General features: G+C 31.5%; 25 protein-coding genes. 5 read left to right on the plus strand and 20 right to left on the minus strand.

All coding sequences use genetic code 11. The features are described 5' to 3' along the window. The first annotated feature begins 41 nt into the window (after positions 1 to 41). The gene (locus RH915_RS06040) at positions 42 to 713 is read left to right on the plus strand and encodes a DUF421 domain-containing protein (RefSeq protein ID WP_310478592.1); all 672 of its coding nucleotides are present in this window, start codon (positions 42 to 44) and stop codon (positions 711 to 713) included. Positions 714 to 775: 62 nt separating this feature from the next. Here RH915_RS06040 and RH915_RS06045 read toward each other — a convergent pair whose 3' ends face one another. Together RH915_RS06045 and RH915_RS06050 are read right to left on the minus strand one after the other, a co-directional pair. Then, a complete protein-coding gene (locus tag RH915_RS06045) occupies positions 776 to 2,476 on the minus strand; it encodes a hypothetical protein (protein ID WP_310478594.1) in 1,701 nt (566 codons plus the stop codon). A gap of 64 nt (positions 2,477 to 2,540) precedes the next feature. After that, complete coding sequence (locus RH915_RS06050) at positions 2,541 to 2,879, minus strand: YddF family protein (RefSeq protein ID WP_310478595.1); 339 nt, start codon at positions 2,877 to 2,879, stop codon at positions 2,541 to 2,543. A gap of 134 nt (positions 2,880 to 3,013) precedes the next feature. Here RH915_RS06050 and RH915_RS06055 point away from each other — a divergent pair, with 134 nt between their 5' ends. Continuing rightward, complete coding sequence (locus tag RH915_RS06055; protein ID WP_310478597.1) at positions 3,014 to 3,313, plus strand: DUF1292 domain-containing protein; 300 nt, start codon at positions 3,014 to 3,016, stop codon at positions 3,311 to 3,313. A gap of 53 nt (positions 3,314 to 3,366) precedes the next feature. On the opposite strand, the gene RH915_RS06060 is transcribed toward RH915_RS06055, so the two are convergent. The 3 genes from RH915_RS06060 to RH915_RS06070 are packed head-to-tail and all read right to left on the minus strand — an operon-like array spanning position 3,367 to position 5,315. Further along, positions 3,367 to 4,071 carry a hypothetical protein gene (locus tag RH915_RS06060; protein ID WP_310478599.1) on the minus strand — a complete coding sequence of 235 codons (705 nt, stop codon included), beginning with the start codon at positions 4,069 to 4,071 and terminating at the stop codon, positions 3,367 to 3,369. Between the two features lie 12 nt (positions 4,072 to 4,083). Continuing rightward, positions 4,084 to 4,947, minus strand: coding sequence for an ABC transporter ATP-binding protein (locus RH915_RS06065; RefSeq protein WP_310478600.1), 864 nt, complete (start codon positions 4,945 to 4,947; stop codon positions 4,084 to 4,086). Further along, positions 4,944 to 5,315: a GntR family transcriptional regulator gene (locus tag RH915_RS06070; protein WP_310478602.1), complete on the minus strand. Its 372-nt coding sequence runs from the start codon at positions 5,313 to 5,315 to the stop codon at positions 4,944 to 4,946. The genes RH915_RS06065 and RH915_RS06070 overlap by 4 nt, the downstream gene beginning before the upstream one ends. A gap of 219 nt (positions 5,316 to 5,534) precedes the next feature. Between RH915_RS06070 and RH915_RS06075 the strand changes: the two genes are divergently transcribed. After that, positions 5,535 to 6,026 (plus strand): lecithin retinol acyltransferase family protein, encoded by a 492-nt coding sequence (locus tag RH915_RS06075; RefSeq protein WP_310478604.1) that lies wholly within the window; start codon positions 5,535 to 5,537, stop codon positions 6,024 to 6,026. A gap of 83 nt (positions 6,027 to 6,109) precedes the next feature. On the opposite strand, the gene namA is transcribed toward RH915_RS06075, so the two are convergent. Then, entirely contained in the window at positions 6,110 to 7,132 is a 1,023-nt protein-coding gene (gene namA, locus RH915_RS06080) for an NADPH dehydrogenase NamA (RefSeq protein ID WP_310478606.1), read from the minus strand. A gap of 369 nt (positions 7,133 to 7,501) precedes the next feature. On the opposite strand from namA, the gene thiT reads away from it, so the two are divergent. After that, positions 7,502 to 8,140: an energy-coupled thiamine transporter ThiT gene (gene thiT, locus RH915_RS06085; protein ID WP_310478608.1), complete on the plus strand. Its 639-nt coding sequence runs from the start codon at positions 7,502 to 7,504 to the stop codon at positions 8,138 to 8,140. 60 nt (positions 8,141 to 8,200) lie between these two features. Here thiT and RH915_RS06090 read toward each other — a convergent pair whose 3' ends face one another. After that, a complete protein-coding gene (locus tag RH915_RS06090) occupies positions 8,201 to 9,469 on the minus strand; it encodes an O-acetylhomoserine aminocarboxypropyltransferase/cysteine synthase family protein (protein WP_310478610.1) in 1,269 nt (422 codons plus the stop codon). A 219-nt stretch (positions 9,470 to 9,688) separates the two neighbouring features. Then, complete coding sequence (gene pckA, locus RH915_RS06095) at positions 9,689 to 11,281, minus strand: phosphoenolpyruvate carboxykinase (ATP) (RefSeq protein WP_331618324.1); 1,593 nt, start codon at positions 11,279 to 11,281, stop codon at positions 9,689 to 9,691. A 209-nt stretch (positions 11,282 to 11,490) separates the two neighbouring features. Here pckA and RH915_RS06100 point away from each other — a divergent pair, with 209 nt between their 5' ends. Next, complete coding sequence (locus tag RH915_RS06100; protein ID WP_310478612.1) at positions 11,491 to 12,429, plus strand: LysM peptidoglycan-binding domain-containing protein; 939 nt, start codon at positions 11,491 to 11,493, stop codon at positions 12,427 to 12,429. Between the two features lie 43 nt (positions 12,430 to 12,472). Here RH915_RS06100 and RH915_RS06105 read toward each other — a convergent pair whose 3' ends face one another. From RH915_RS06105 to RH915_RS06160, 12 genes are all read right to left on the minus strand, one after another. Then, positions 12,473 to 13,078 (minus strand): DNA-3-methyladenine glycosylase family protein, encoded by a 606-nt coding sequence (locus RH915_RS06105; RefSeq protein ID WP_310478613.1) that lies wholly within the window; start codon positions 13,076 to 13,078, stop codon positions 12,473 to 12,475. Between the two features lie 18 nt (positions 13,079 to 13,096). After that, positions 13,097 to 14,014, minus strand: a complete 918-nt coding sequence (locus tag RH915_RS06110) for an N-acetylmuramoyl-L-alanine amidase (protein ID WP_310478615.1) — start codon at positions 14,012 to 14,014, stop codon at positions 13,097 to 13,099. Positions 14,015 to 14,123: 109 nt separating this feature from the next. Continuing rightward, entirely contained in the window at positions 14,124 to 14,816 is a 693-nt protein-coding gene (locus RH915_RS06115) for a helix-turn-helix domain-containing protein (protein ID WP_310478617.1), read from the minus strand. Between the two features lie 118 nt (positions 14,817 to 14,934). After that, entirely contained in the window at positions 14,935 to 15,606 is a 672-nt protein-coding gene (locus tag RH915_RS06120; protein WP_310478618.1) for a deoxynucleoside kinase, read from the minus strand. Then, positions 15,606 to 16,286, minus strand: coding sequence for a deoxynucleoside kinase (locus RH915_RS06125; protein WP_310478620.1), 681 nt, complete (start codon positions 16,284 to 16,286; stop codon positions 15,606 to 15,608). Before RH915_RS06125 ends, RH915_RS06120 begins: the two co-directional genes overlap by 1 nt. A gap of 429 nt (positions 16,287 to 16,715) precedes the next feature. Further along, on the minus strand, positions 16,716 to 18,242 hold the full coding sequence (locus RH915_RS06130; protein ID WP_310478621.1) for a methyl-accepting chemotaxis protein: 1,527 nt from the start codon (positions 18,240 to 18,242) through the stop codon (positions 16,716 to 16,718). 76 nt (positions 18,243 to 18,318) lie between these two features. Further along, complete coding sequence (locus RH915_RS06135; RefSeq protein WP_310478668.1) at positions 18,319 to 18,561, minus strand: EAL domain-containing protein; 243 nt, start codon at positions 18,559 to 18,561, stop codon at positions 18,319 to 18,321. A gap of 45 nt (positions 18,562 to 18,606) precedes the next feature. Further along, positions 18,607 to 20,001, minus strand: a complete 1,395-nt coding sequence (locus RH915_RS06140; RefSeq protein WP_310478622.1) for a glycosyltransferase family 2 protein — start codon at positions 19,999 to 20,001, stop codon at positions 18,607 to 18,609. Next, positions 20,002 to 21,141 carry a HEAT repeat domain-containing protein gene (locus RH915_RS06145; protein ID WP_310478624.1) on the minus strand — a complete coding sequence of 380 codons (1,140 nt, stop codon included), beginning with the start codon at positions 21,139 to 21,141 and terminating at the stop codon, positions 20,002 to 20,004. A 24-nt stretch (positions 21,142 to 21,165) separates the two neighbouring features. Then, entirely contained in the window at positions 21,166 to 22,848 is a 1,683-nt protein-coding gene (locus RH915_RS06150) for a response regulator (protein WP_310478626.1), read from the minus strand. Then, on the minus strand, positions 22,841 to 26,143 hold the full coding sequence (locus tag RH915_RS06155) for an ATP-binding protein (RefSeq protein WP_310478628.1): 3,303 nt from the start codon (positions 26,141 to 26,143) through the stop codon (positions 22,841 to 22,843). The genes RH915_RS06150 and RH915_RS06155 overlap by 8 nt, the downstream gene beginning before the upstream one ends. Next, positions 26,136 to 26,498 carry a response regulator transcription factor gene (locus RH915_RS06160; RefSeq protein ID WP_310478630.1) on the minus strand — a complete coding sequence of 121 codons (363 nt, stop codon included), beginning with the start codon at positions 26,496 to 26,498 and terminating at the stop codon, positions 26,136 to 26,138. The genes RH915_RS06155 and RH915_RS06160 overlap by 8 nt, the downstream gene beginning before the upstream one ends. Between the last annotated feature and the right edge of the window lie 59 nt (positions 26,499 to 26,557).

Genomic DNA, 26,557 nt, shown 5'->3' on the forward strand with positions numbered 1-26,557 from the left:
ATTATAGACTATTCGTTACAAAAATGTCATGAGGTGTTTAGATGGTCATCTTCTTAACCACATTAACTTTCATGTTTCTCCTTTTAATTATTATTATTCGTCTTTTAGGAAAATCATTATTGGCGCAACTTACACCCCACGATTTTCTAACAATTGTTTTTTTGGCTTACTTAGCTTTTTCACCAATAGACATTCAAGGAATACATCAGTCTATTACTGGAATGGTAGTTATTGCGTGTATTTATATAATTATTTCTAAGATAAGTACAATTCCAACATTTAATAAACTTATTGTTGGTGAAGCAACTATTATTATAAAAAATGGGGAAATACTTTATAATAACCTAAAAAAAGCCAGATACCCCTTAATAGAACTTTTATCTGCTGCTAGGGTTCTCGGTTATCCTGATTTAAAGGACATTCATTATGCTATATTAGAACCTAATGGGGAACTAAGTATTTTACCTAAAAAAGATGTGGCTCCCCTTACACCCAAACATTTAAATATTGAAACAACAAATATGGGTCAACCAGTCGCCATAATTGTAGAGGGCGTTGTTCAACACAAAAATTTGAAGTCATTAGGTAAAGATATACAATGGTTAAAAAATGAGCTTACATACTTAGGTTATTCTAACTTTAAAGAGGTGCTTTATGCTTCCATAAACGACTCTACACTGACTTTAAGAATTATCCCAAGTTTTAAAGAATAAAACTTTGTAAAATAATGAGCTATAGAATATTTAATTCTATAGCTCATTATTTTATTTAATATTTACTTTATTATAATTTTACCATTTAGACCCTTACTTGAAGGCCACTCTATAGTCATTTCATTTAATTTAATTATTACTTTATTTTGCTGCACAATAATTTCACCCTCAACATTTTCAGATCTGTTTTTATAAATATTAGCCAGACATATGGCTTTCTCAAGACCATCTCCTCGTTGAAAATTCCATACTTCATCCGGTTGTGCAATTCTTTTTTCACTGTAAATAGACTTATCTGACATTGATTCTAATTTTTGTATAATCTCATTAATAGAATAATCCTTAGTCTCTTCTATTGCAACAGGGTTTCTTTCAAATGCTGCCTTAATAAAAGGTTCCCAAGACATTCGTGAAAAGTCTCGATATGCATAAAAAGCTAAATCTGCTGTTATATTTTCCTCTTTAATTGATTCTAAATAAGCGATAATATCTTCCCTACCCATTTCTTTCGTTATGTTTAAAGGTTTAGATTCAACAAATTTTTTGTTTTTCCCAGGCAATCTTGGTTCAAGATATGAGAAATCCATTAATGCACTTAGTATTTCATTTTTATTCATCTGGTCGCACTTAAAGTTATTAATAAGGTCATCTATTTCATTGCGATTGTTAAAATCAATCTTTTTGTTGTTAAAAAACTCCCCTAGTTCATCTAAGTCAATACGATTTTCTAATGGCTCTAGGTAAAATTCATATTCATCGATTTCTGAGAACAGTTTTTCTCGAGTTGGTTTGTTTACTTTAAAGTTGCTTGTATGTTCATATGCATATGCTTTTTCTGCGCCTATATAATGAATTTTCCCATTAATATTATGCTTTACTTGGAAGCATTTTTGAAAATGACTCTCTTGTCTTAAGAAGTTACATAGTATATCATCATCTATTTTTGTAATAAGAAAATCACTTAGTTTTTTTTCAAATTTGTTATATATCTCTGTATCTATAGAGGCTTCAGGATAAACCACATGAACATAGCCTGTGCTATGCGATATAATTGTCACTTGCTCATTTCTCATTGCTCTTTGAGCTTTTACAGTTAACTCTGTACCATTAAACCACATATTTTTTGTTACAATTCTTCTATTATTTGTTAGTAGTCCACCTTTTACGTCTACAAAATTTTGAGAATGTAAAGGTGTTGCTAAAAGATAAATATCTTCTAGTGGGATATCACATATAATAAATAGTGCAGCAGCATATAAAGTTGAAAGGGATACGCACTCTCCTGCCCCATTTTTATATCCTTCTCTATATTTAAACGCATTCATCGCTTCTACAGTTTCCGTTTTCCAATAAGGAATTACATTTGAATCATATTTATCTAGTCTAAAATGTTTTCTTATATCTACATTAAAATAGTACTTATCGCCTTCATAACCAAATAAAGCGTTACTTCGACTAATGACGTCTTCATCAATAAATGGTTTAAACCTGTCAAGCTCAACTTCTTTTGTCGTAAGTCCCCAAGTTTCTAGATCTAAATTAAAATCGTAATTGTCCATAATAAATTGCTTTAGTCTTAAAATTCTCCTATATGGATTCATTTTATGTATGTTATCAAACCATGGATCTTTTTTCCATTCCCATATTACTGGGGACATCATGTTTGCTAAAACTAAACTGTAAAGTAACTCTGGGAATATAAAAATTTCCATATCTGATAATGTAACTGCTGATGAATATTTTTCTATATCTGATGTTTTCACTTTTGTTGAACTCCTTTATAAATATATTTTATGGTGGTAATAAATTTACCATGTATGCACCTTACTATTCTATTCTTTCCATTATCTTTAGTCTAAAACCTATTTGTTTCAACTGTTCTTCTGTTAATATTACCCCCTCATCTGGACGTTGATTTAATTTAAATACGATAGCAATTTGTCCTACTTCTTGCTGAAATTGTATTCTATTCATCGGGATTTTTACTCCCAATAACGCTGACATAATTTTTGCCGTAGCTTCATGTCCTATAGCAGAAATGAAACCATTGTTATTTATATAGTTTCTAGCTTCTTCAACTTCTATGTCTTGTATAGAATATGTACCATTTGTAGTAGCAATAGTACCATTAAAGATTGCAACAGGTAACTTATTCGTTTGTAACATTATTTAACCCCCTTTTTTTAACTCTAACTTATATTTTAACATTTATACCCTCTTATTTAAAATACTATCTTATATTCTAATACTGTTTAGGCTATAATTAAATTAATATTAATTTTAAGAAAGGAGATATACATATGGAAAATCATCCAAACCATGATCATGAATGTGATGAAAATTGTAACCATGATCATCATCACAACAAAATTTACATAACTTTAATGGATAATTCTCAACTAGAATGCGATGTAATTGACATTTTTAAGGTAAAAGACAAAGAATATATAGCTATTTTACCTAAAGACTCAGAAACTGCTTTAATATATGCTTACAGTGAAACAGAAGCAGGACCAGAACTTGCTAATATTGAAAACGATGAGGAATATGCTGCTGTATCCACTATATTTATGGAAAATAACAGTCATCATCAAGAATAAACAAACACCTAAGCTTAAATAAAAATGGCTTAGGTGTTTCATATTTTAATCGTTTATTCTTTAATCGGCATCTTACGAATAAGTAAAAAACATGCTCCGCAAAGTAGAATTGTACCCAGTAGAAAACTTACAACGGAAAAGGTATACCCTCCTAAAGCACTATGAACTTCTCCTATAATTCTTAATATATTATTAATACTATCTAATCCTCTGCCATTTGTAATTCTGTGAATCATTATTTGCATAAATATCAGAAATACTGGAACTAAAGAAACAACAAATTGCATCATTTTATTACATCTATAATAGATCATTGTAACTACTAGTCCTAAAGCTATAGCAAAACTAAAATAAGAAAATGTCCATACTAAATCTTTAAATACATGGTTTTCTTGAAATATTTGATAAAACATACTATGATAGTTTCCAATACGCATAAAAAAGTTATTTAGTATAACTTCTACTATTGTAATCATGAAACTCAATGTTGCTATGGTCAGCATATAGCCCCAAAATTGTCGTCTTCTTGATATATTATTAGCCAACATAAATTTAAAATTAGGTTTAAAACTATTTAATGCTAAAATAAATAAGAAAATGACTGTGATACCACCAAACCCACTGAAGCTTGAGTTAGGATTTTGATTTGTTGCATAACCCATAAACAAACCTAGTGTTAGTATGATGGCGTAAAAAATCATAATTGCTTTTCTAAAGTCTCTAAAGTGATACTTTGTTATATTAAAAGTGGTATTCATATCTTATCCCTCCTATGAATTTGTTAAGTTTATAAATAATTTCTGTAATTCAGGCTTTGATATATCTAAACCTAAACTTCTTGCTTGACTCTTTATATTGTTATCTAAAGGTTCTATGACAGTTGCTGATTTAAACTTGCCCATTGTTTCAATGCCCACGTAGTTCTTTTCCTGGATAAACTGATCAACTTTTGATTCTTCCCCGGATACAGTATAGGCTGATAATAAAAGATCTTCTACTGATCTTTGTTCAATAATCTGACCAGATTTTATAATAATCGTCTCTTCTAGTACATCTGCTATTTCTTCTATTAAATGTGTAGAAATAATAATTGTTTTTGGTTTATCAAGATAGTTTTCTAAGAGTACTTTGTAAAACATATCCCTATGGTAAGCATCTAATCCTAACACAGGCTCATCTAATATTAGTATCTCGGTGTTAGAAGCCAAAGCAGTAATCGCTTTAAATATTGAAGCGTATCCTGTTGAAAGTCCTTTTACTGTTTTATTAGTATCTAAACCAAATCTTTGGGATAGCTCTTTAGCATAGTCCATATCAAAATTCGGATAAAAAGCCCGGGTCCAACTAAAAACTTCCTTAATCTTCAAACTTTCAGGATATAAATTTTTTTCCATCATATAAAATATTTTATTTAAGACATTTTCATTTTCAAATACAGACTCACCATTGACCTGAATGTCTCCTTCGCAAGGAAAAAGTTTGTTTGTTATAATATTTAATAGTGTTGTTTTCCCTGCTCCATTTCTTCCGAGCAGACCATAAATTTTGTTTTCTTCTATTGTTAAATTTATATTTTCTAAAGCTTTTGTTCTACCATAATATTTCGTTAAGTTTTTGATTGTTATGATACTCATTTTAAACGCTCGCTCCCTTCGATCATTTTTATAATTTCATCATTACTTATATTCAGTTTTCTTGCTTCTTCTAATAATTCAATAATAAATCCATTATAGAAATTTTTTTTTCTCTTGTTTAGGATTTTTTCTTTTGCTCCTTTTGCAACAAACATCCCTACACCTCTTTTTTTATATAAAATTCCTTCATCAACTAGTAGATTTATCCCTTTTCCAGCTGTAGCTGGATTTATCTTAAGATTTACTGATAATTCAGTTGTAGAAACCACTTTTGATTCTTCAGAAAAAATACCTTTTAATATGTCATCTTCTATTGCTTCTGCTAATTGCAAATATATAGGTTTCTCGCTATTAAAATTTAAATGCAAAACAATTCACCTCCTAGTTGATTAGTTAGTTAATTACTTGTGTAGTTAACTATATAGCACTAGTTATTATTTGTCAACTATTTTAAATAAATTCATTAACTTTTTTTGTAAATTTTCTAAAAAATAAGTACCTCTTATGGCTTTGCTGTGCTATAATTAGTAAGTCTTATATGTTTTTAGCTCTATACAATTAAATAAGTTTTTTGAGGGAGGATCACAGTGAAAGGTGATATTATTTATGTAATTAGAAAACCACTAGGATTAAAGTCTTTTGATAATAGAAGGAATAATAAGTCTACAGTACTTGATGAGCTTCTTGCTCGTATTTGTTACTATAAGCATTACGGTATTGAGGTAGAAGATGGGTACGTTATCCATTTTATTTGTGATAGTATTCTAGAGCAAAAAAATGGATGTATAAGAAAGGCTAGCCTAAGTGATTTTCAAAAAGATGGTGTTATAGAAATTGACCATACTGTGCCCTATAAATTTAATAAAGAACAAGTTGTTCAAAGGGCTTATGAACAACTTAACACATCTTTTGGTGGATATCATATTCGAAACAACAACTGTGAGCACTTCGCTTCTTGGTGTGTTAGTGATGTTAAAGATAGTAAACAAGCTTTAAACATCAAAAATCTAAGAACGCAACTTATGCTTTATCCTAAACTAGCAAAGAATAAGCTTCTTGATTTTATTGCAATCATATAATTAAATCTTCATATAAAAAGCGCTCATGTAGGTAGGCTTTATTTTCTAACCATACCTCTATGAGCGCTTTTCTCGTAAACTGCTTATTTCTTACCTCTTTCATACTGCTGTGGCCACAGAATTTCATGTTTTAAAGTACTTGCTGCTTGAAGTGTCCAATAGGGATTTCTCAAAAGTTCTCGTCCTAGATATATTAAATCTACCCGTTCATTCTGAATAAGTTCTTCTACCATCTCAGGATTATTTATTAACCCACCGCCCATTACATATAAGCCGGTTTCTTGTCTAATCATTTCTGCCATCTTAATTTGATACCCTGGATATGTTTCAATTTTTGCTGGTATAACTGCACCAGAACTTACATTGACAACGTCAACACCTTCATTTTTTACAGCATTTAAGATTTCGGATAAATCATTAGGATGGTTCCCCTCTTCGTGATAATCCTCAGCTGAAACCCTAACGATCAATGGCTTTTCCTTTGGCCACACCTTTCTTACTTCTTGAATAATCTCCCTAAGGAATCGTGCTCTTTTCTCTAAATTACCACCATATTCATCTTTCCGATGATTGCTTAAAGGTGATAAAAATTCATTAATAAGATAGCCATGAGCTGCATGAATCTCAATTACATCGAACCCGATTTCAAAGGCTCTTGCAGCAGCTTGTTTAAAAGCTTGTATTACTTGATTAATATCATTTTTAGTCATTTCTACAGGGACTCTTGACTTTTCATCGAAAGCCAAAGGACTAGGAGCAATAATGCTTTCCGACGTAACTGTGCATTTTCTCCCCGCATGACCTAGTTGAATTCCTATCTTTGCTCCTTCTGATTTACAACCTTCTACAATTCTTTTCAATTCTTTTATATGAGAATCATTCCATATCCCTAGGTCTCTGTCTGAAATTCTCCCTCTACTTTCTACTGCTGTTGCTTCCATCAGGATTAAACCTGTTCCACCAACTGCTCTGGTAATGTAGTGGGCATAATGCCAGTCATTTGCATAACCACTTTGATCTGAAGTGTACATACACATAGGTGCCATTACAACTCTATTTTTTAGGTGCATATCTTTAATTTTAAGTTCTGAAAATATTTTAGCCATTCCTTCTTCCTCCTAATTTTATTTATTATTACCATTGTATTTTTACCCTTATGAACTATTATTAATCTTAAACATACTATCTACTAGTGATGCACCATTAATTCGACAGCATTTTCATTTTATTGTTTCCACTTTGTCAAACATAAAATTTTGTAGCTTAATGACTTTTAATTTGGTATACTATACTCAACAATATATCGCCAGGGGTGCTTTTGCTGAGAGGATATGTCCAACCCTTCGAACCTGTAGGTTAATACCTGCGCAGGGAAGCTCTTACATGGATTTATTAACATGAAAAGACTTTCTTTTCATGTTTTTTTATTTGAAGAAATCGGCTTCTAGTGATAAATACTTAAATGGAGGAGAAATATGTTTAAAAAACTTTTAGAGCTTAATGAAACAACTTTAGCAATTCTTGCTGTACTTTTTATTATTGGTATTACAGGTATTATCATGTTTAAAAAACGTAAACAAGTAAATCTAACTACCAAAATGATGGTTTATGGGAGTTTATGTATATCACTTTCATTTGTACTATCCAATATTAGGTTATACAGACTGCCACAAGGGGGTAGTGTTACGCCAGCGAGTATGCTACCAATGGTTATTTACGCTGTTGTATTCGGTCCATTACCTGGAATTATAGCTGGTGTTGCATATGGATTATTGCAGTATATTCAAGCTAGCTACGTTGTCCATTGGGCACAAATCATTATAGACTATCCGTTAGCTTTTGGATTTTTAGGGCTAGCAGGGCTATATCGCAAAAATTTAATAGTAGCTCTAGTCATTGGTACTTTTGGTAGGTTCATAATGCATTTCTTATCCGGTATTATCTTCTTTGGTCACTATGCTGGTGACACCCCGGTTGCCTTGTACTCTCTAATTTATAATGGATCATTTTTAGGTGTTGATTTATTAATTTGTATTGTTGTTTCATTCATGCCTCAAATTCAAAATTTAGTTAGGGAATTAAAGAAAAAATCCTCACTGCTAAACACTTATTAAAGATTTAAAAACTGTCCCTTCTATGCAGGAGGGACAGTTTTTTTGTTTTTTGTTGATTAATTAGTTAATCCTATCTAGTGCCTGTTTAACATCATCAATAATGTCTTCAATATTTTCTAAACCTACGGATAATCGTATTAATCCTGGACTAATACCTGCATCTACTAGTTGCTTATCTGTTAACTGACGATGGGTTGAACTAGCTGGATGTAAAACACAAGTACGAATGTCAGCAACGTGTACTACATTTGAAGCAAGCGTAAGTGCATCCATAAATTTTATTGCATTTTCTCTCCCACCTTTTATGGAAAAGGATACAACTCCACTACAACCTAAAGGTAAATATTTTTTCATTAATTCATTATATTTATTTTCTTTTAATGTTGGATAATTAACAAACTCTATTTTATCTGAATCATTTAAAAAATCAGCAATCTTTTCTGCATTACGAGAGTGTTTCTCCATTCTAATAGGTAATGTTTCTAAACCTAAATTTAATAGAAATGCTGCATTTGCTGAAGGGTATGCTCCTATATCTCTCATTAACTGTACTCTAGCTTTAACAATATAAGCTGCTTCACCAAAACTATCTGTATAAATAATTCCGTGATAGGATGGATCAGGTTCTGTAAACTCAGGGAAATTACCATTTTTCCAGTTAAACTTACCACTATCAATTATTACGCCTCCAACTTGTACTGCATGTCCATCCATGTATTTAGTTGTTGAATGAATAACGATATCAGCGCCATACTCAATAGGCTTACATAGAACTGGAGTTGCAAAGGTATTATCAATAATTAAAGGTACGTTGTTTTTATGCGCTATTTGCGCAAATTTTTCTATATCAAAAATTGATATAGCCGGATTTGCTATCGTTTCTCCAAACACAGCTTTCGTATTTGGTCTAAAAGCTTTTTGTACCTCATCTGCTGATGCTTCTGGATCCACAAAGGTGCATTCAATTCCAAAGCGCTTTAAAGTTACTGCAAACAGATTTATTGTCCCTCCATATATCGTTGAGGCACTTATAAAATGATCTCCTGCTTTCATAATATTTAGGATACTAATTAAAGATGCAGCTTGTCCAGACGTAGTGCACAGTGCCCCCACACCACCTTCTAAAGCAGCTAATTTTTCTTCTACAGCAGCAACAGTAGGATTGGAAATCCTTGAATACATGTGTCCATCATCTGTTAAGTCAAATAATCTTCCTATATGCTCTGTTGAATCATATGTATAAGTAGTACTTTGATAAATAGGTAGTGCTCTAGGTTCCCCATTTTTTGGACTGTACCCTTCATGTAAACACTTCGTTTCTATTTTCATAAACTAATCCCCCATTCTATGCTTCCTCTATCTCGACTATACGAACAAGTCTAAGAGGAATACATACTTCTTATTGATACTTCTATTTCAACTATTCTATTATAATTTCTGAATAATTACAATATTTTATATTTTTTCTTTGTAATACTTACAACGCTATAATTAAAAAGATAAAAGCACCCTGTAGGATGCTTTTATCTTTTTGATTTATACTTTATCTTAGCATTGATACTGTTTAATATTCTTCTTTGGGTTAGCTTGAACGATACTTTCGGATACACCTGAAAACTTAAGAAAATTTTCATTAAATCTTGCTGCTAACTCATTAGCTGTGGTATTAAATGCCCTTACATCCGACCACGTATTTGATGGGTTTAGTATTTCACAGGGTACACCCGGGCATTCTGTTGGCATTTTAAGTTTAAAGATAGGATCTGTTATATAAGCAACGTTATCTAATTCTCCTGTCATTGCTGCTCTTACCATAGCTCTTGTATATTTTAGATTCATTCTATTACCTGTGCCGAATGAACCTCCAGTCCACCCAGTATTTACTAAAAATACCTTTGTTTTATACTTATCAATTTTTTCTCCTAATAGCTTTGCATAAACTTGCGGCTTTAGTATCATAAAAGGTTCTCCAAAACAAGTAGAGAAAGTTGCTGTTGGCTCAACTATCCCTCTTTCCGTTCCTGCTAGCTTACTGGTGTAACCTGACATGAAATGATACATTGCCTGTTCTTTTGTTAATCTAGAAATTGGTGGTAGAACACCAGTTGCATCTGCTGTCAGAAAAATAATGGTATTTGGTATACCACCTTTTCCTTCTAAAAGCGCTCCATCAATATGCTCTACTGGAAATGCTACTCTTGTATTTTCTGTATAACGTTCATCATCGTAATTAGGATGCATTTCTTCATCTAGTACAACGTTTTCTAAAACAGCACCTTTTCGGATTGCATTCCAAATTTGTGGTTCTTTTTCTTCTGATAAATTGATACATTTGGCATAGCATCCACCTTCAAAGTTAAATACGCCATTTTCAGTCCATCCGTGTTCATCATCGCCAATTAATTTTCGGTCTTTATCTGCTGATAACGTGGTTTTGCCTGTACCTGATAGTCCAAAAAATAATGTAACATCGCCTTCTTCTCCTACATTCGCAGAACAGTGCATAGGTAGTACATCTTTGAATGGTAATAAATAATTCATAACTGTAAAAATTGATTTTTTAATCTCTCCAGAATATTTTGTTCCACCGATTAACACTGTTTTTTTCTCAAAACTAATGATAATAAAGACTTCTGAATTGGTTCCATCAACTTCAGGTACAGCTTTTAAATCTGGCAAAGCAATAACTGTAAAACCTGGAGTGAATTCTTCTAACTCGCTATTTTTCGGCTTTATAAACATTTGTTGAGCAAATAAATTTTGATAAGCAAATTCATTCACTACTCTAATTGGCATTCTGTATTTTAAATCAGCACCTACAAAACCATCAAAAACATATAACTCCTTTTCTTCCATATATGTGATCGCTTTATTATACAAGCGCTCAAATTTCTCTTCTGAAATTGCTAAGTTTGTTTTATTCCAATTTATATAATCATGTACTGTTGGTTCATCTACAATAAATCTGTCTTTAGGGGACCTGCCTGTGTATTTTCCGGTGTTAATACTCAAAGCACCATTATCTGCTATTCCTGCACCCTCTCGTTCTACTGATATTTCCATGAGCTGGTCAATTGATAAATTAAAATGCACGTTATTTTTTCCGTTCATCATATTTATAAGCTTATTTTCATTATTCACAATGATTCCCCCTTAGGTCTTTTACTTATTGACAGGAATTATTATAACATATTATATTATTTATGCTATACTATTTAAGACTTTTTTGTGCATAAATTTAATAGTACATTTTACCATTAGATTAAGGGAACCAATTTTTCTCATAAGAATATATTATAGTATACTATGATGCCATAGTATATAGATAATATAAAGGAGGAGATTAGAATATGTTTTATAACCAAATGCCTTGTCCTCAAGGTACTACACCTTATATAGTTCAAGCAGGTGATACTTTTTACAGACTAGCAATTAGATATAATACAACAATAGAGGCAATAGCAGCAGCAAATCCAAATGTTAATCCAAATATGTTAATGATTGGGCAACAACTTTGTATACCTACAGCTCCACCACCTACTACGTGTCCTGAAGGAACTATGCCTTATACAATTCGTGCGGGAGATACTTTCTTTGCAATCGCTAGAAGAAATAATATATCCCTTGATGCCCTTATTGCAGCAAACCCTGGAGTAGATCCTGACAGGTTATTTATTGGCCAGGTCATTTGTGTTCCTAGAACACCACCGCCAATTACATGTCCTGAGGGAACCACACCATATACAATTCGAGCGGGGGACACTTTCTTTGCTATTGCTAGAAGATTAAATATCTCACTAGATGCACTTATAGCTGCCAACCCTGGAGTAGATCCCGATAGATTGCAAATTGGTCAGGTTATTTGTGTTCCTAAGACTACACCACCACCTGCACCAGTATGCCCTACTTTGAGAGTCGGCAGTCGTACTGAATCAGTAAGAAAGCTACAAACGCTTTTAAGAGATGCTGGCTTTGATCCGGGTCCAATCGATGGTATTTTTGGCTCAAAAACAGAAGCAGCGGTTAGAGCTTTTCAAAGAAGTAAAGGATTAGTGGTAGACGGCATAGTCGGTATACGCACATGGACTGCGCTTGGAGTTGATTGTGATGCCCCGACACCACCGCCTACATGTCCTGCGGGAACTACTCCTTATACGATAAGAGCTGGAGATACTTTTTTCAATCTTGCAAGCAGATTTAACACTACTGTAGATGCAATTAGAAGGGCTAATCCTGGTGTTGATCCAGACAGATTACAAATTGGCCAGATTATTTGCATACCATCATAAAGTTCAAAAGTAAAAAAGAAGCACTTCATTAGAAGTGCTTCTTTTATTTACCAGCTGCTACCTCCCATAAATAAAGGGAAGCTACGGAACCATAGGGAGAATATAAATTTTTATATTGCTTATACATTTCTTTTTTAACTGTTTCTATTTGATGTAATTCCATCAAACCTTTTTTTATTCCTAAATCTTTATTACTAAATACATCTAGTCTGTTTAATGAAAAGATTAAGAGCATCTCAGCAGTCCAAGTACCAACCCCATCGAGTTCAGTTAATATATTAACAATTTCTTGGTTTTGCATATGATCAAATGAATTAAAATCAACTAACCCTGTTGTTACTGCTTCTGCAATACCTTTTATATATTTAATTTTTCTTAAACTTATGCCACATTCCCTAATTAATCCTTCATCTATTACAACTACATTTTTAGGGTTAACCTCTCCAACTGTATTTACAAATCGATTAAATACGGTTTGTGCTGCTTTAGTAGATATCTGTTGACTAATTATACTACTAATTAAGGCTTCAAAAGGATCTGTCTTCATTTCTCTTTTAATATAACCAACACGATCAATAACAGTGGCTAGTTTTGGATCTTGTTTTTTTAAATACTCTATTGCTTCTTCATTATATTTAAAGTACTGCATACTCCTACTCCTTTTTATTTAATAACCTATTCTTGTCCAATCAAATAAAATACCGGGATCTGTTTTTCTACCAGGCGCATATTCGTCATGTCCAACTACATGCTTACGATTCCTTGGAATAGATGGAAGCCTGTTGTGTATATCATTTAATAAGTTATTAAGTGCATTATACTGATCATCAGTATAACCAATAAACTCAGGATTAATAGACCTATATGTATCTTCTGTAATAATTGATAACATCTCTTCTTTTGTTCCTATGGCAAGAAGTTCAATCCCTATAGAATAATCATTTAGCTTATTTTCATATTCTGGAAACAGTGGTAGATTTCCTGAACCTGCATGATATGCTACTCTATCTTCTGGTACAAGCCGATAAATTTCACCATCTCTACAAATCATATAATGAGCTGAAACCCCATAATCATCAAATATTTTGTATATATCATCAACTTTATAAGGGTTTTGTGGGTTTAATGCAACATTACTTATAAAGTGTATCATAATATGAGTTATCGTCTCTGTTCTTTCTCTTGAATTTTTCTCAGGCAATAAGTAATCGATTACTTTCATGTTACTCTCATTAGTTAGCTCAATATTTTTATTATCAATACTTTTTTCTAATTTAGTTGTTTTATCTGCTTTTACTTCATTGGCTATGGATGATTCTTTTGTATCTATAACGTTTTGTTCTTCTTTAGTTGCTTCATTAGTTAGAGTCATTTCATTTGTACCTATTACGTTTTTGTCTTCTACGCTTATTTCATTATCATCAACAACAGGTATTTTTTTTATGAAATCTTCATTGCTATCAGCTTGTTCGTAAGGTTCAATATCAGTAGTTACAGTAACTTCACCTTTACAACCAACTAATATGGAGATAGTCACCATAAGCAATAAAGTTATTAATATCTTCTTACTATTTTTAAATTTCATTTATTACACCTCAATATCGATAAATTTTGATTTCAGTCAATTATACTATAATCTTGAATTTTAATCCACAAATAACAAAATCAGATAGAATATTATCTATCTGATTTTATTATTTATTAACTAATTCAAATTCAACTTTTATACACTCACCTATTACCTTAATCTCATCTATACCTCTAACTGTATGATCATTTTTCACTTGTCTGGATAATGCAACTTTCCTATTAGCTTCTTTTCTTAGCTGCCTTATCATTTTTTTCTGATCCAGCTCTATTAGATATATCCGATTGTTATGAATTTCTTTCGTTTTATATACCATAACAATATCATTTTTGTTAATACGAAATTGTTCCATTTCGTTAGAGGATGATTGAATAAATATAATTTTATCCCATTGATATCCATCCACTTTTTTACCTAGCACTGGCAACTCTTTGTACTTTACAATCTTATCAGAAACTAAATCATAAACAGGAAATCTTTTTATTATATTAGCTAATGCATCAGACCATTGTTCATTAGGTTCGACACTATAAAGTTCGTTTATGTTACTTTTACTATTATCTTTTTTTCTTTTATTTTCACTTGGAGTATCTTCTTTTATTTCATCTTGGAATGTTAACGCTGAACTTGCGCCTAATTTCTTTAAGATATTCTCTGCTATTTTTTCATTGATAACTTTTTTACCGGATTCTATTTGTATAATATAATTTGCTGACAAGCCACATTTCTTTGCTAACTCTTTTTCAGTCATTTTTGCTTTTTGTCGCGCTTGTTTTATTGTTTCTGCGACCCGATTCATACTTTAGCCCCCTTTTTACTAACACTACGCACTTTATTATAACAGATTCCATAATTTAATGTTAATGTCGATTTTAAAAATAAAAACCCAAGTTAGGGCTTTTATTTTTATTAAAGCACTACTTGAGTATTTTTTTTATTTCTTTTGTTATAATTTCTACTTGTTCTGGTTTTTCTATTAAATCTACCTTATCAATATCTATTACTAAAACAGGTGAATGTGTATAGTTCTTAATCCAATTTTTATAACGATTATGAAGGTCAATCCAATAGTCGTTTGGTATCTTTTGTTCCATTTCTCTGCCTCTCTGGTTTATTCTTTTTAAGATTGTATCAATGCTTCCATCGAGAAATATCATTAAATCAGGTTTAACTAAATAGGGTGTCATCATACAATAAAAAAGCTCTGAATATGTGTCAAAATCCCTGTCAGACATTTTTTTATTGTCATGTAATGACTTAGCAAAAATCTCTACGTCTTCGTAAATACTTCGATCTTGTATATGGTTTTGATTAAGTTCTCCAATTCTTTTTTGATCTTGAAATCTTTGACTTAAAAAATATAACTGAAGATGAAAACTCCAACGTGACTGATCTTCATAAAAATCAGAAAGGTATGGATTTCCTACAACTTTTTCAAAACTTGTATTAAATTCTAAGGCATTTCCCATTATTTCAGTAAAGGTTGACTTACCTGCCCCAACATTACCAGATATAGTAATAAAGTATCCATCACCATTTTTTCTTTCTTTTGGTTCTAATTTGTTAGGAACAATTAATTTAGTTAACATCATTTATCCTCCTTCAGGTAATAATTCTGTCCCGTTGCATTATTGATCTCCTGAAGGACGTATTTTACATCCTCTGGATTATTTACAAAATCTCTATTTGTAACATTAATAGAAATGACTTTTGGTATTTCTGTAAAGTAATGCTTTAATGAGCAAGGCGCAAAGTAGTGTGCATACTCATCACTTAAGTCAGAAATATATTGTTTACTCATATTTCTTTCAAAGGGACGATCTCTCATTTCAATTCGCTTCATTAAAAAATCAACATCACCATGTAAGTAAATAATAACATCAGGTTGTATTAGTCCATCTATCAATATAGAGTAAACTTGTTTATATTTTTGGAACTGATTTAAATCTAAAGTTAAACCAGCAAAAATAAGATTTTTAATTATATTGTAATCTGCTATAACTGGTATCCCTTGTTCTAATTTTTTAGTTTGAACATCACTAAGCTGTTTAAGGCGATTACATAAAAAAAACATTTCTGTTTGAAATGCGTATTCCTCTATGTTTTCATAAAAATCTTTTAAATACGGGTTTTCTTCAATAATCTCTCTAAGAGAAAAAGCATCTACGTGTTTTGATAAAATTTTTGTAAGGGTTGTTTTGCCGACCCCAATTGGTCCTTCCACAGAAAGAAATAATGGTCTTGGTGTACTGTTAATTGCTGTAGTCATATGTATTTCCCCCATACTATATTTTGTGTGCAATATCTATAATACCTCTTTATATAGTATAAAACAACCGCTATAATCTTATAAGATATTCCTTTATTTTATTTAAGTCGACATATTTCTCTTATTTTCTTTAGAATTCTTAAGTCTTTACTATATAGTTGTCCTATTATTGGTAAACGTTTTTTGAAAAATATATAAGTAAATACCTACTCAAATAATTGTTAAAAAATATAAACTATTTTCTTGCAAAACTTATAGCCTAACAATATAAGATAGCAAAAGAACAGATATCATCATCTGTCCTTGTTCTTGCACTATCATTATTTATTTTTTAAAACATACTGCTTATATACATCATCTATCTACTTATATATTGCAAACCTATAAGTTATTGTGCTTATAATACTCCACACTCGTTTTTAAGTTTATTTATGTGTGACTACAGCTTTCCATATCATCACAGCTATGCATTAAAAAATTTTCATTTTCTTGGAACAGTAAAGTTCCTTTTTCTGTTTGTCTCTTCACGCTATCGCTAATTTTATTAAGATACTTGAACACTTCTTTCGAGAGCGCATCTGCTTTGTTGTATTCCGCCTCAGCCTGATTTTTATCGTTTGACTCAACTAGCTTTAATACAGTTTCACCAACCCTATGAAGTTGCTTGTGTACGCTATCAATGGCTTTCCAATCTGAATCTATAGATGGATGCGTAACTTGCATGGCTTCATAAAAATGGCCAAAGGCACATTTTGAACCATTAATTTGTATCGGTCGCGTTTCCATATTAGATACAATCTCTCTAAGGGTTTCCATCCAAGCAATATGACCTTCTTTTGCTGCATTAATTTTTTCTAAAAATTCATCATTTGATATGGCATTACTCCCACCGTGTAATGCGCTCATCATATTTTTTACGGTTGCTGATAAGTGGTCATCTATCCTAGAAATTTCTTTGGCATATTTAGCACTCAGCTGAGCATCTTCTTGTATTGTTACTGTCATTTCACTTAGCTTTTCAGCATCTTTACTGGAGGCATCCATTGCTAAATTAATTTCCTCGGTGGATTTTTCAATGCCACCCATTGATTCATTAATATATTTGACATCATTGATTGTGTTCTTAAGCATTTCAACATTTTGCTTCATCGTGTCTGTTACTGTTTCAATTTTTTGACTCATATGTTCAGTAGAGTCAATTGTGTTAACCATACTTTGCTTGCCTTCCTTAGCAGCATCTTGAATGTTATTAACAAAAGATTTCATACCAGATAAACTTGTTTTTGTGTCATCTGCTAATTTTCTAATTTCTTCTGCAACAACAGCAAATCCTTTACCATGATTACCTGCTCTTGCAGCTTCTATTGAAGCGTTTAATGCCAGTAAATTTGTTTGCTCTGCTATAGCCCCTACTCCTTCAACTATGTCATTCACTTTTATTGCCATATCAACTAACTGCTCAATTTTCTCATTCATTACATTAGCATCTTTTATAACGTTTTCTTTTAAACTGTTAATTTCCTCTAATTGTCTTTGGCTCGAATAATTTGTATCCATCAAATTTTGTGATGAACCTGACAGTTTGTTTAATGTATCAGAGGTAACATGCACTGTGTGATTCACTTCGTTCATACTGGCCGTAGTCTGTTCAACAATCGCTAAATTAGACTCACTTAACACTGCCATTTCTTGGGCAAATTCAATTAGTTTTTTTGAAATATGTGCCATATTAACATCAAAATTACTTAGGTCTATTGATACATCTAACACCTCATTTGCTGCTTCCTTCATTTCTGATTCATTCCTAAATAATCTATTAAAGAAATTAATAAAAGTTTTGTGTATAGGGTACTTAACATTTGGTTCTTCTTTTTGTATACCTTGCATGCGCGTTTCTGCATATTTAATTATTTCTTCTGCTTCCCAACAGGGTTTCTTTTTGAATTTTTTAAACATTCCGTTTCCTCCCTAACTCTAAATTTTTATTAAAACTATTTGTCAGAATACATTATATGACTTAAATATATGTCTTTTAATAATTTGATATATTAAGCTTAGGTTTTTCTGCTGGTTTGGCAAAGTAATACCCCTGTACCAAATCTACTCCTACTTGTTTTAAATAATCTAACTCCTCTTTTGTTTCTACTCCCTCTGCCAGAATCTTTGTTTTACTGGATTGGGCCAAAGAAATAATTCCACTAAGTATTAGTTGATTCATTTCATCTTTGTGAACATTACGAACAACCCCACCACTATAAATAGTTATTACTTTAATAAACTTTTATTCTTTTTTATATCAATCATACAAAATAATTTAGGATTAGTTATTAAACTTTTTACGATTCATATCTCCCCATTTATTGTTTTTACGTTTGTATTCAAAAATCGCTATAAACCGCCACCAAGTGGATAATTGTCTGTAGCCCAGATTTTCAAGAATACTATACAACACTAGTATTAAATATTCGGAGATTTTTTCATATTTTTTGTAGCTATACTCATCCAATAAAATAGCTCCAATAGATAAGAATATGCCGTATCCTACAGCAAGGGCAAAAAAGTACAGGGCAAACCTTAAATTAATAACTCCATATATTAATGAGAATGGGATAAAAATATAACCTATTATTTCTACTATAGGGCCTAGCATTTCAATCAAAACATAATAGGGAATGGCAAGCAGACCAACAACTCCATACTGAGGGTTGAAAATTAAGTTTTTGTGATTTATTACTGTATCTATAAGACCTTTATGCCATCGCTTTCGTTGGTTTTTCAGTGTAGCTTTATCTTCAGGAACTTGGGTCCAGCAAACAGGGTCGGGTATAAATGCAACCTTATACTTCTTGCGCTGTTCTTTCATTATGCGATGAATTTTAACGATTAACTCCATATCTTCACCGATTGTATCAGATGTGTACCCACCGGCATCTACCGCTACTTTTTTGTTAAATACTCCAAAGGCACCAGAAACAATCATTAAGGCATTAATAGCGCTCCATCCCATTCTTCCAAATAAAAAGGCTCTTAAGTACTCTACAACCTGAAATCTTGCTAGATTATTTTTAGGAAGTCTTATCTCTTCTATAAAACCTTGATCAACAACAGAACCATTAACCGGGCGTACAGTTCCACCAGATACCACTACACTTGGATTTTCAATAAAAGGCCGAACAACTTTTAAAAGTGCATCTTGCTCTATTAATGAGTCGGCATCAATAGCTGTGAATAGAGGGTACTGACACACATTAATACCTGCATTTAGCGCATCCGCTTTACCACCATTTTTTTTATCTATTACAATAATATTTTCCACTTGATTGGATACGTATATTCCCTTTACCTCTTTTGTATCAACTTGTTTACGATAGGGGATATCTATGCTTTGAAGGTTAAATGCTTCTTTTAGTGTCTTTAATGTATTATCTTTCGAACCATCATTAATAATTACTATTTCAAACTCACCATATTCAAGGCTAAGAAGTGCCTTGACATTATCTACAATTGTTTCGTCTTCATTATAACAAGGGACAAGAATCGATAAGGGTGGGGTATAACTAAGCTCAATCATATCTTTATAAGACCAATACTTATCCTTTTTATTGCTTATATAAATACTTCCTATAGATACTATGAAAAAAGCAGTATACACTAAATTTACAAACAACAAATAGAATAAAATAAAGTAATTAAAGTATCTTATTAAAGTAATCATTTAGTTCTCCCCCAATTGTGTCATAGCCGTTTTTTCCATTAGTTTTTCCCTTAACTCATCATCATCTATTTTCGCAAGTAGCTTATGGAAAACCATTTCTTTTTGTAAAACTTCCCATGCTTTATCCCTTGCAAAAACATCTTCCGAGCTTAGTAGATCAATTAAAGATCTTAACCCATTTTCCCCTTGTTTTATTAGTGCAAGACCAGCATTGTGTCTCACAAACCAATTAGGGTCCTTTATCATTGTCTCTAAAGTGCTAATACTTTCTGCATTTTTTATCTTTTTTAATAATTTAGCTACAAAAACCCTTACTTCCCAATCTTCATCAACGCTTAAAGTTAGTAAAGCATTAATATATTCCCCTTCACTAATATCTCCTAAACCAATAGCACCTTTTAAAGCTGATATTCTTACTTCTTTTAAAGGATGATACACCATTTGTTTTATCCATTTTATGCCTTGTTCGTATTGTCTAATTCCATAGATCTCTAAAGCAATGGCATTAAGAAATGTGGAATCTAATCTCATCACTTCTTCTAAAATATTTGTAATATCTCCATCAACCATATCTACTAATGCTATTGCATTAGGTTTCTCCATAATATTTCCTTTAGAAATACGTACAAGAATATTCTTTAAATATTTATCATTACTAATTTTGATTAGGGTCCTAGAAGTTATATATACCAATTCCCTATCATTTGAATCAAGTAATTTAAGTAGTTCAGGGACAACATATTTTATCCCTATTTCTCCAGCCTGGTACACAGCAATCTTTCTTTTCCATGGATTTTTACTTTTAATTTTTCTCTGTATATAATTTATCAGTTTTTCTTTTTCCAATAGATTTAATAAACGTTCTTTCGAATTCCCATCCAAATAAGAACTATACTTAATAACGGTTTCAAAGAATATTTTTCTTTCTAAAAACCCAAATGGCTTTGTTAATTCCTTTTTTTCATTTGTAGCAATGTAAGTTGCTAAGCTCTTTTCATATTCTTCTTGTATTACCTTTTTCTTTCTTATCGAAAGTTTAGTATAGATTTTCTTGCTTAACAATAGTAAGAATAAAAACACATTGACTGTGATCATCACTAAGAATACATAAACGATATAATTTTCTATTATCTTTAACATCGGAACACCCATTCTCATTTATATTTACAAGAGTTTTTTAATTTTTTCTTCCAGCACTTCTAATGAAAAGGGCTTAGTGACAAAATCTTTAGCACCAAGATGAAAGCTACTTAGAATATCCTTTTCTTTATTTCTTGCAGATACAACAATTACTTTCAATTTATTTACTACTGTCTCCTCTTTGATTCTTTGTAGTACTTCAAGGCCACTTACTTTTGGTAGCATCAAGTCCAATAACATTAAGTCTGGCTTAAAAGACTTGATTTTCTGTAGTGCCTCCTCTCCATCCTTTGCGTATGCAACTTCATATCCTAAATAAATTAATCTAGTTTTAATTAAATTTACAACAATTTGAGCATCATCAACTACTAAAATTCTTTTGGGTCTCGTTTGAATCTCTTCATATTGATAGGTTGTTTGATTTCTACCATTCTTTTTAGATATATAAAGTGCCGCATCTCCTTGCTTTAAAATATCTGTTACAGACACGTCGTAATCTTGCATCATTGCAATTCCAGCACTAAAAGAGATTGTTATTTCTTTTTTATTATCCTCAGAGTAATATGTTTTCCTTTGGACGGATTCTCGAATCCTTTCTACCATTTTATAAGCCTCTTCCCCATTTGTATCAGGTAAAAGAATCAGGAATTCATCGCCACCGTAACGATAAATCTCATCATAGGTTCTTAACTTTGTTTTAATAGTTTCAACAAAACCTTGTAAGATTTCATCCCCAAAGACATGCCCGTAAGTATCATTGATTTCCTTAAAATAATCTAAATCTAAAAAAGCAATTGATAAAATTTTATTCTGCCTTTTATGCTTCTCTTTTTCTTCTTCAAAACGTTTGGTGAAGAACTTTCTATTATAAGCTCCCGTTAATTCATCAGTGAACACATCTAGATTTTTCTTGGTATTTTTTCTAATGATTCCTTCAGCACGAGCTAATAATTCTTCTGGTTCAAAGGGTTTTTCAATAAAATAGTCTACGCCATCTCTCAGTGCTTTCCATTTAAGATCTTGTTCATGTAACCCTGTTAGAAAAATAACCGGGATTTCTATTTTTTCCTCTATAACATAGTTATGAATATCAAACCCAGTCTTCCCTGGCATCATAATATCTGTAATTACTAAATCAAAAGGCTCGGTCTTTAGCAATGACATTGCCTCTTCTGGATTAGATGAAATTAGAACTTTATAACCATAATTTGTTAAAATACTATCTAGAAAATTTAACATTTCTATATCATCGTCTATTACAATAATTCTTCCAGAGTAGTTTATTTTTTGATTTTCATCTATATCCGACGATAATGTTACTATTTCATCAGTTATACTCTCTGTAGTTTCGTCTAAATACTCATCTTCTGTAGGTTCGTCTAAATACTCATCTATTGCAATCAAAATTTTACCTAAACTCTTGAAAATAGTAGCCACGTCGTCATTGTTATACGTATATTCACTACTATTCTTCTCAAGAATAATCTCCATTTCTTCTGCTATAGATGCAACTGTATTGATCCCCAACGTACCTGCAGTACCCTTTAAGCTATGAAAATATCTATATAAATCCTCATAGGATTCTTTTCTTTCTTGCAAAACTAAATAGACTAAACTTTTAATTTTGTTAGTAATTTCTCCTTTATTTTGTATAAAGAACTGTTTCTGACTTTTTTTTATCAATTGTTCTATTTTTTCTTTACTCATGACCCGACTCTCCTTTCGTTATATCAACAGTATCAGTTTGTCTATCAGGCACAGCAATCACTCCTGATTCCTTATGGGATCTTATAATCTTTAAAATTGTTTGTGTCAATTGATCCGGTGGATAGGGTTTCACTAAATACTCCGTAATTTGATATTTTTTAATGTTTTCAATTGACTTTTCTAAGGCTGAAGATACTATGACTGGAGTTAGTTTAGTTTTCTCTGTCTCTTTTAACTTTTTGATTAACTCCCATCCATCCATTTCGTCCTCTAACATTAAGTCCACAACAATTCCAACTAAGTCCGTTTTTAATGCATCCTTGTAAGCACTTTTAGGGTTATAATGATGAATCACTGTAATTCCTTTCGACTTGAGCTCTTCTGATAGTAATAGCGCAAGACTCGCATCATCTTCTACTATCATTACTTTATTATTTTGGGAGTCATGTTCCCCTTTTTCATCAATACTATCCTTTACTGGCTGGTCATTGATATCTTGGAGATTAAGCGGCAATGTAAAGTATACTGTTGTCCCCTTTCCTTCCTCTGACTCTATCCGAATATCCCCACCATGAGCTTCTACTATTTCTTTGCAAATTGCTAATCCTAGACCAGTTCCTCCAATTTTTTTAGTTTCACTGTTATCTACACGTTTAAATTTTTCAAATAAGGTTGTTAATTGACTCTCAGGGATACCCATACCCTGATCACTTACAGAAACCATTAGTTTTTCATCTTTATTCTTTAATGTAATTGTAATATCTCCACCTTGAGGAGAGAACTTTATACCATTACTTATTAAGTTTGTAAATACTTGTATTAATCTATCTTTATCAGCTAATACATTAACATAATTCGCTTTATCTATTATAAACACGTTGTGTCTTTGTTCATGTTTAAATTGTAGAGCGATATCCATAACTATTTCATTTAATTTAATAGGTGCCATACTATATTGTTGCTTGCCAGATTCCATTCTTTGTAAGTCTAAAAAATCATTGATTAAATTAGTTAATCTTTGAGCCTCTTTATGTATTGTTTTTAAATACTTTTTCTGTCGTTCTGGCTTCACTTCTTTTTCAATTAATAACTCTGTAAAACCTAATACACTGGAAAGAGGTGTTCTTAATTCATGACTTACGGTACTAACTAATTCAGATTTCATCTGATCTACTTCATATTCTTTTGTTATATCACGATATACAAAAACCGTTCCTGTTTTTTCGTTATTATTTGTTACAGTTGTGGAATAGACTTCAATAAAACGTGTTTCATTGCCTTCCTCTACAGCATATCTCATATGCTTAGATCCAATAAATAAAGGCTGTAGGGCTTCCTCATAATAAGCCTCTAATTGTAATTTATCATGGACATTTTTTGTAAAGCAGTTTATCCAATGCTCTCTATGAACGACTTCTTTACTTTTACAGTCCTCTATATCTATAATTTTCTCTAATTGTTGATTATGCTGAATCATATTTCCTTCAGCTGAAATAAATTGTATACCTTCATTTATATTATTAATAATGCTTTCATTTAATCTTTTTGCATTTTCAACCTCTTGGTACATTAATATTTGCCCCAATGCTAGAGAGAGTTGCTTCATTAAACTATTTATTTCTGTAACTTCCCCTTCTTCATAGGGTCTGCCTAACCTTGTAGCAGCAAAAACTCCCAGTGTTTCTCCATAGCTATTAAATATTCCCGTATATAAATCATAACAATAAAATGGCTCTCCAGATATTCCTCTTTCCATAGGTGTTGCTTCCCTTTTTATTATAAAATATTTTTCTTTGCCAACACGCATTAATATATCATCCAAGCCTGTATTTAAAAATGTTTTGGCTATTTCTTTAGTTAAACCCTTAGTTGCAAATTTCTTGTCAGGCATTGTCCAGAAAATGCCTTTATCAAATTCAAGTAAAGTTTGTAAATATTGAAAAACTATATTTATAAATTGCTCATTTTCTAATGTTTGCGTTAAATTATGATTTAACTTATTATATACCTCTAGTTGTTCTTTGGTTTTTTTTGTTTCTTCCAATGATATTTTCAATTGCTGTTGTATCTCTTTTATTTTTGTAATATCCACACCAATTAATATATATTGATAAGGTACTCCCTTTGAATCCAGGTATGGAACAATCGTTGCGTTAACCCAATATATAGAACCATCTTTTTTTCTGTTTTTCATTTCTTTTGTCCATATACCGCCATTTTTAATGATATGCCACATATCATCATAGAATTCTTTTCTATGATCTCCACTTTTCAATATACGTGTTGTATTACCATATAGCTCCTCTTTGCTATATTGAGTTATATCACAAAATTTTTGATTAACATTAATAATAACCCCATTCGCATCAGTAACACAAAGCATAGCGGATTTATCTAGTGCTTTTTGTATATTTTCAATTTCTATTAAATAACGCTTTAGCTTTTCTTGTTGTTCTTCTAGTTCATCCTGTTGAGATAACAGTTCTTCGTTTTGCGCTGTTAATTCTTGTTCCTTCTCGTATATTTTTTCTGACATTTCTTGAAAGGAAATACTTAAAAAGCCTATTTCATCTTGACGATTACGACTCTCCAGTTTAATTTTGTTTCCAACAGTCAAAGACTTTGTTGCTTCGCTTAGCTCTTCTATCGGTATAACTATCCCTTTTAGCATACGTCCAATTATATAGATGAGTGATAAAATGCTTATAATTGCAAATCCAGCTATCATCATATTAAAGTTACTAAATTTGTTTAAAATATTATCATAGTTTTTATCACGCATTTCATCTGCTCGCTCTTTAAAATGCATTGTATAATTAAGAAACTCATTTACTGTTACAATCGCTCCACCACCGGCTAACGCTCTTAAAGCATCATAATCATTGTTTTCTACATAATTAATAGCTAAAGGTAATAAATCATTAGAATAATGGTTATAAAACTCTTCTAGATCCTGTTGCAATGATTTTTCTTCTTCTGTTAAGGGTAGACCTTTAAATTGTTCTATTCGTTCTTTTAATTCATCTAAATTGTCATAAAGTTTATCCAGTTCTAAAGGATCCTGGAAAGCATAATAACCCCGAGCTCTAAATAATACCTGTACTAAGGTATCTTCAAGGTTTTCAACAGCTTTGGTCTTTTTCATAATTTCCTCACGTTCTTCATACAACAAAGTTTGTGAGCTGGTTATGTATAAACCAGTAGCTGCTGCCAGCAAAATAATTATTAATAGAACTGTAATAACCCGCTTAAAATATTTCTTTCTTATCCCAATAGGGTTTTTTAGATTAATCATTTAAAATTTCCTCCACTAAATTACATAATTCTATGGGGCTAAAGGGTTTAGGCATAAAGTACTTCACACCTTTTTCAAAGGCATGTTGTTGATCCTTTTCTTGAGCCTTTGCTGTTAGCATTAGTATATTAGTGTTTTTCTTTTCTTCTTCAGTTAGTTTACTCACCACATCTAAACCTGTTAATTTAGGCATCATATAATCCAAAATAATTAAATCATAATTATTTTTTTGAATTTTATTTAAAGCGATTTCTCCATTTTCAGCCTCCTCAATGAGAAATCCTAAATCTTCGAGGGTATCACCTATTAACATTCTTAGGGTTTCTTCATCATCCACAACTAATATCTTTTTCATTAGACCACTCCTTCTCATTCAACTTACTTTATTACTATATATGTATATACCCACAGATT

Origin of the sequence: Serpentinicella sp. ANB-PHB4 (assembly GCF_031432315.1) — a bacterium.
Taxonomy (GTDB): Bacteria; Bacillota; Clostridia; order Peptostreptococcales; family Natronincolaceae; genus Serpentinicella.